Annotated in this window: 8 protein-coding genes and 3 pseudogenes; 9 read left to right on the forward strand and 2 right to left on the reverse strand. The window is 63.3% G+C overall.

The features are described from left to right. The 6 genes and pseudogenes from SACPADRAFT_RS34455 to SACPADRAFT_RS0204285 form a co-directional block, all read left to right on the forward strand. Nucleotides 1-365, forward strand: a pseudogene (locus tag SACPADRAFT_RS34455) (hypothetical protein); the annotation flags it as partial. A gap of 115 nt (nucleotides 366-480) precedes the next feature. Further along, nucleotides 481-705 (forward strand): polymorphic toxin type 24 domain-containing protein, encoded by a 225-nt coding sequence (locus SACPADRAFT_RS34460; RefSeq protein WP_407690012.1) that lies wholly within the window; start codon nucleotides 481-483, stop codon nucleotides 703-705. Then, nucleotides 698-1,144 (forward strand): hypothetical protein, encoded by a 447-nt coding sequence (locus tag SACPADRAFT_RS31210; protein ID WP_157577053.1) that lies wholly within the window; start codon nucleotides 698-700, stop codon nucleotides 1,142-1,144. Before SACPADRAFT_RS34460 ends, SACPADRAFT_RS31210 begins: the two co-directional genes overlap by 8 nt. A gap of 111 nt (nucleotides 1,145-1,255) precedes the next feature. After that, nucleotides 1,256-1,453, forward strand: coding sequence for a hypothetical protein (locus SACPADRAFT_RS29840; RefSeq protein WP_198048261.1), 198 nt, complete (start codon nucleotides 1,256-1,258; stop codon nucleotides 1,451-1,453). A gap of 56 nt (nucleotides 1,454-1,509) precedes the next feature. Continuing rightward, nucleotides 1,510-2,307: pseudogene (locus tag SACPADRAFT_RS25545) on the forward strand (transposase family protein). A gap of 48 nt (nucleotides 2,308-2,355) precedes the next feature. Continuing rightward, nucleotides 2,356-2,808, forward strand: a complete 453-nt coding sequence (locus tag SACPADRAFT_RS0204285; RefSeq protein WP_007026266.1) for a hypothetical protein — start codon at nucleotides 2,356-2,358, stop codon at nucleotides 2,806-2,808. Here SACPADRAFT_RS0204285 and SACPADRAFT_RS0204290 read toward each other — a convergent pair. Further along, nucleotides 2,792-3,586, reverse strand: coding sequence for an IS5/IS1182 family transposase (locus SACPADRAFT_RS0204290; protein WP_007026265.1), 795 nt, complete (start codon nucleotides 3,584-3,586; stop codon nucleotides 2,792-2,794). The two genes, SACPADRAFT_RS0204285 and SACPADRAFT_RS0204290, sit on opposite strands and share 17 nt — an antisense overlap. Nucleotides 3,587-3,624: 38 nt before the next feature. After that, a complete protein-coding gene (locus tag SACPADRAFT_RS31215; RefSeq protein WP_198048262.1) occupies nucleotides 3,625-3,849 on the reverse strand; it encodes a hypothetical protein in 225 nt (74 codons plus the stop codon). Between the two features lie 21 nt (nucleotides 3,850-3,870). On the opposite strand from SACPADRAFT_RS31215, the gene SACPADRAFT_RS31220 reads away from it, so the two are divergent. The 3 genes and pseudogenes from SACPADRAFT_RS31220 to SACPADRAFT_RS30295 all read left to right on the forward strand — a co-directional run. Continuing rightward, on the forward strand, nucleotides 3,871-4,206 hold the full coding sequence (locus SACPADRAFT_RS31220; protein WP_157577056.1) for a hypothetical protein: 336 nt from the start codon (nucleotides 3,871-3,873) through the stop codon (nucleotides 4,204-4,206). After that, nucleotides 4,203-4,571 (forward strand): CPCC family cysteine-rich protein, encoded by a 369-nt coding sequence (locus SACPADRAFT_RS30290; protein WP_084258309.1) that lies wholly within the window; start codon nucleotides 4,203-4,205, stop codon nucleotides 4,569-4,571. Before SACPADRAFT_RS31220 ends, SACPADRAFT_RS30290 begins: the two co-directional genes overlap by 4 nt. Nucleotides 4,572-4,796: 225 nt before the next feature. After that, nucleotides 4,797-5,393: pseudogene (locus SACPADRAFT_RS30295) on the forward strand (IS481 family transposase); the annotation flags it as partial. Nucleotides 5,394-5,571 lie beyond the last annotated feature (178 nt).

Here is a 5,571-nt window from a genome sequence, read left to right on the forward strand (position 1 = left end):
TGGTCACCGGCGCCGACACCCAGGACCGCACCGCCGCCCGGGACCTCCTCGCCAGCCTGAAACACCACTGCCCCAGCGTGCGGCACCTGTGGGCCGACTCCGGCTACACCGGCACCCTCATCGACCGGGCCCGCTCGACGTTCGGGATCACCCTCGACATCGTCGCCAAACTCGCAGGCCAAGTCGGGGTTCGTGGTACTACACCGGCGGTGGGTCGTGGAACGCAGCCTGGCCTGGATCAACCAACACCGCCGCTGCGTACGCGACTACGAACGACTCCCCGAACACCACGAAGCCATCGTCCGCTGGGCCATGATCCACACAACCAGCAAACGCCTCACCTGAGATCAGGAACAGCCTCTTAGGCCGGGGCTAAGAAATCAATCTCCCGAGCTAAGAGGACATCTCAACGTGGTGAGTTTTCCCAGCAGGTGAGGGTGGCGGCGAGCGTGGGGAAAGCGGCGAAGGGCCGAGGTGTTGGTGCGCAAGAACTCGAACGGGCGTGTGACAAATTATCAAGTATATGGCGAGGACGGCCAGTCATTGAAGCGCGTCGATGTGACAGGAAAGCCACACGGCGGAGTTCCAACACCTCATGTGGTCGAATATGAGAGGCATATGAACCCCAACACCGGAGAGATGTTTGTTAGACCGTCCAACAAGGTTCGCCCGGCAACGCCTGAGGAGTTGAGTATAATTGAGTGACTTCGATCCAATGGAATTTCCTGAGGTAGATGAGTGGAGTGGGTCTTTCACTCCTAGGGTTGACTTTCAAGGGTTTCTGGCAAGGCGAGTTCCACTATCTTCCGGCATGGCTGTCGCGGAACTGATAATGCCTCAGTTCGTGGAGGTTTCCGGCTGTGTGATTGTAAGATTCAAGTACGATGAGTCGTCTTTCGAACAATGGCGCGAAAGGTTCGGGTCGAGCCCTTCGGAGTTGGAGCGAACACTCAACCACGTCCACCTCTGGGACATCTTTGATGCCGAATCCACCCAAGAAGAAGTTGCATTGGAAGTGCTCGCTGAAAAGATGTGTGTAGGTTGGCAGGTGAAGGCGAATGGAGATTTCCCGGACAAACGGTTCGTAGGAGAGATTACTGCAGAGTACGGTCCCACAGTAACGGTATACACTCAGAGTACCTAGTACCAAAGAGGTGGCGTTCTACCGCTGCCACATGGTCCGTGCTGATCCGTGTCGTGGGAAGCCAGTGCCGCGTCGAGGGAGTTGATGTTGGTGTGGCTGCACCGTGGGTCGTTGGCGGATGAGTTGTGGTCGCGGGTCGAGCCGGTGCTGCCGGTGCGCCCGGCGGGCAGGACGGGGCTGAAGCCGTTGCCGGACCGGCAGGTGTTGCAGGGCAGCTTGTTCGTGCTCTACACCGACATTGAGCCGTTGCCAACCTGGCGGGTGGGCAGGTCAGGGTGTGTACGGCGTGGCGTGACCGCGGATGAGTGAAGCTCCTGGTGGACGGGTGATTGCTGAGATCGGTCCGTCCGACCAGGAGCTGCAAGGTGCTTTCATACCCGTCCGGGATGACCGTGTCCAGCCGCGCGCTCGGCGTGCTGTCCGATGCGTTGCGGGCGTACCGCCACCAGCGTGCGACCCGCTGGCGCAAGCTCACCGCGGGACGGCAGGCTCTGCTGGTGGTCGCGTACCTGCGGAAGGGCGAGACTTACGCGGACCTGGCCTGCGGCTTCGAAGTGGGTACCTCGACGGTCTACCGCTCTATCCGCGAAGCCTTCGCTGTGCTGGCGGCCATGGCGCCGAGCCTGGAGCTGGCGATCGAGGTCGCCGCCCGAGAGGCGTTCGTGATTCTCGACGGCACCCTGTTGCGCATCGACCGGGTCGGGATGGCCTCGGGATAGGACCGGGCTTTCTACTCGGGCAAGCACAAGGCGCATGGATTGAACGTGCAGGTCATCGCGGACCGGATCGGCTGGCTGGTGTGGATTTCTCCACCGCTACCCGGCGCGCGCCACGATATGGGTGCCGCCCGCGAGCATGGGATCATCGACGCACTCACCGTCTACGAGTTCCCCGCGGCCGCCGACACCGCTTACCAGGGTGCGGGCCCGACGGTCGCGGTGCCGCAACGGCGGCGTCGTCTCGACCCGGAAACCGGCCGCTACCGCAAGCTCTCCGAGAACCAGAAGGACGTCAACGCCGCGCACGCCCGACGCCGCGGCCCGGGTGAACGGATCAACGCCGAGCTGAAGAACTGGCGCATCCTGCGCAAGATCCGCTCCAGCCCGAACCAGGCCGCTGAGCTCATCGCCGCAGTTCAGACCCTCATGATCGCCAACGCATGATCAGGTTGGCAAAGACTCAGTGATTGGCCGGTGTCGTCCGCGAGCAGCATGTCGGCTGACGAAGTGGCCGAGCTGGGCCATACGATGCTCGACATCGCGGGACTGATCCCGGTTATCGGGGCGTTCGCGGACGGCTTCAACTGCGGGTTGTACGCGGCTCGGGGTGAATTCCTCGATGCCGGCATCTCCTGCGCTGCCATGATCCCGGTTCTGGGTACTTTCGCACCGGCGATGAGGGCCGGTCGTGGTGCCGCGGCGGCGGGCGAGGCCGGAGCCACGGCGCGCCGACACGGCAGTGGCGTCACGTGTAACAGTTTCGTGCCCGGCACCCGGGTGCTGATGGCCGACGGCAGTACCAAGCCGATCGCAGACGTCGAGGTGGGCGAGAAGGTGTGGGCCACCGACCCGGAGACCGGCGAGGAAGGCCCCCGCACCGTCACCGCCACCCTCACCGGCAGCGGCATTGAGCCTTTTCCACTTGGGTTCAGCTTGCGTGGATGAGGGTCTGTACGGCGTTGATGAGCTGGGTCGCGTGGTGTGGGCATGCTCGGATCCGGCGGAGGGCTTTCCAGCTTTTGAGTTGGGCGTTGGCGCGTTCGCCGGGGCCGCGTAGTCGGGCGTGGGCGGCGTTGACGGCTTTCTGGTTCGCCGAGAGGCGGGGCCGGTGGTCGGAGTCGTTGTCGCGTGGTCGGCGGCGGTGCGGGAGGTCGACGTTGACGCCCGCGCCGCGGTAGGCGCTGTCGGCGACGACCCGGATCCCGGCGGCGGTCAGGGCCTCGATGAGGCCGTGCTCGCGGGCCGCGCCCATGTCGTGCCGGGCGCCGGGCAGTGCGGGCGAGGCCCAGATCAACCGCCCGGCCGGGTCGGCGAGGACCTGCACGTTCACGCCGTGTCTTTTGTGTTTTCCGGAGTAGTACGGGCGGTCCCGGCCCGTGGCCATTCCGACCCGGTCGATGCGCAGCAGCGTGCCGTCGAGGATGACGAAGGCCTTGCGCGCGGCGACTGCGAGCGCCTCGGTGATCCCGATCGCGCGGGCGGCCAAGACGCCCAGGGCTTCGCGGATATAGCGGAACACCGTGGTGACACCGATCGCGAACCCGGCCGCCAGGTCTGCATAGGTCTCGCCTTTGCGCAGGTAAGCCAGCACCAACAAGGCCTGCCGACCCGCCTCCAGGCGCCGCCACCGAGTCCCGCGTACCCGCCGTTCGTGCCGCAACGCCTCGACCAGCATGTTCCACGCACGACTGGACACCGACATCCCCGACGGGTAAGAAAGCACCTCGAAGCTCCTGGTAGCCACAGAGTTGATCTAGACAATCACTCGTCTACCAGGAGCTTCTCCTCTGTCCACACCCAGCCCCACCAGCGCTGAGGCTCTACCACGCCAAGTGGAAAACGTTCATTGACACCACCACCCTCACCACCACCACCGAACACCCCTTCTGGAGCGAAAACCAGGACCGCTGGGTCGACGCCGAGGAAGTTGTAGCGGCACGGAGCTCTGCAAAGATCCAGCGTGTATACAACCTGACGGTCAGTCACCTCCACACATACTATGTATCGTTGGGTGATGACGAGTTCGCCCTCGTCCACAACGCAAATTGTGGTGCTGACGCTTGGACGAGCAAGTCGAACATGGATGATCACTTCGACAAGCATGGCAGCGAAATGGGTTTCGAGACTCCTGCGGAATATGCATACGCAGCAGAAGACTTGATGTGTATGTGTGACGGGCGTAGGCCGGGGGTTATGGTCAACCGGGACGGGGATACGAGATACTTCTTTGATAAGGAAACGGGGGAGTTTGGGATTGCGAGCGACAAGGGTATAGTCACCTATTACAAGGCTGACGCAGGAATCGATCACTTCAACGAACAGAGAGGAGTCATAGTGCCATGAGTGCGGAAAATGCCAAGTATCCGTGTGTGTGCTGCGGTTATACCGTCCACGATGAGATGCCAAATTCTCATCGAATATGCCCGGTGTGCTTCTGGGAGGACGACCTTGCCCAACTCCGCTGGCCAACCTCTGCAGGGGGTGCCAACAAAGTATCACTCGTAGAAGCTCAAGAGAACTATTCTAAATATGGAGTAAGTGAGTATCGTTTTTTGTCAAAGGTGAGGAAAGCTCGCCGTGGCGACTATCGACCGGACGGTTTCCGTCCTATTGACCTGTGTGTGGACAATTTCGATCCGGGCAGTGCCGGAAATGACGAACTGCCTCGAGATGGTACGTGCTTGTACTGGTGGGAACATGATTCGTAAGAAGCTGCTCATGAAATGATGTTGCCGGTCGGGTGGGTGCGGAGGTGAGGAGGGACTCTTGGTAGATCGAGCGGTGTCTAGTGTTGTGGGTCGGGGAGGTTGTTGAGGTTTGGGGTGAAGGCCGGGTGAGGGGGACAGGTCTTGCGGCGGCAGGATGAGAACCGTCAAGTTGCTCGTCCGCCGAACTGCAAGGGCCCGTCCCGTGTCACACACTGTAACGCCCCGCTGTCTGTCGAGGGCCGTTGTCGTCTCATCGCTCGGTGCCGGCATCGTCCGATCGCCCACGTGGCCGCTGGGATGAGGATCTGGCGGCAGTGTGCCTCGAAGTGGATCGACCGCTATCGCCGGTTCGGGGTATTCGGCCTGGCCAGCCGGCCGTCGACGCCACACCGGCAACCGACGGCCCCCTGGGCGCACCGTGGCCCGTATTGAGTCGCTACGCCGCAGCCGCACGTGGTCAGCGAACCGGATCACGATCGACGTGCACGCCGAGGGCATGCGCATCGCTCGCCGCAACGTCACTCGTCACCTGCGGCGCCTCGGGCTGGGACGTCGCTGGGCGGCTCGAACCGCACGCCCCGGCGGATCCTCGCCCGCCGTCCCGGACACATGGTCCATTTCGACGTGGAGAGAGTCGGCCGCATCTCCGACGGAGGCGGTTGGTGCGGTCACGGCCGCGGCAGCCGCCAGGCCAGAGCCGTCGCACGCCGCAAGGCCGCTGGCGCCCGGGCCGGATACGTCTACCTGCACTCCGCGATCGATGGCTACTCACGGCAGGCCTACACCGAGGCGCTACCGGATGAGAAAGCCGCTTCCTCGATGCCGGCATCTCCTGCGCTGCCATGATCCCGGTTCTGGGTACTTTCGCACCGGCGATGAGGGCCGGTCGTGGTGCCGCGGCGGCGGGCGAGGCCGGAGCCACGGCGCGCCGACACGGCAGTGGCGTCACGTGTAACAGTTTCGTGCCCGGCACCCGGGTGCTCATGGCCGACGGCAGTAC

Origin of the sequence: Saccharomonospora iraqiensis subsp. paurometabolica YIM 90007, from assembly GCF_000231035.2 — a bacterium.
GTDB lineage: Bacteria > Actinomycetota > Actinomycetes > Mycobacteriales > Pseudonocardiaceae > Saccharomonospora > Saccharomonospora paurometabolica.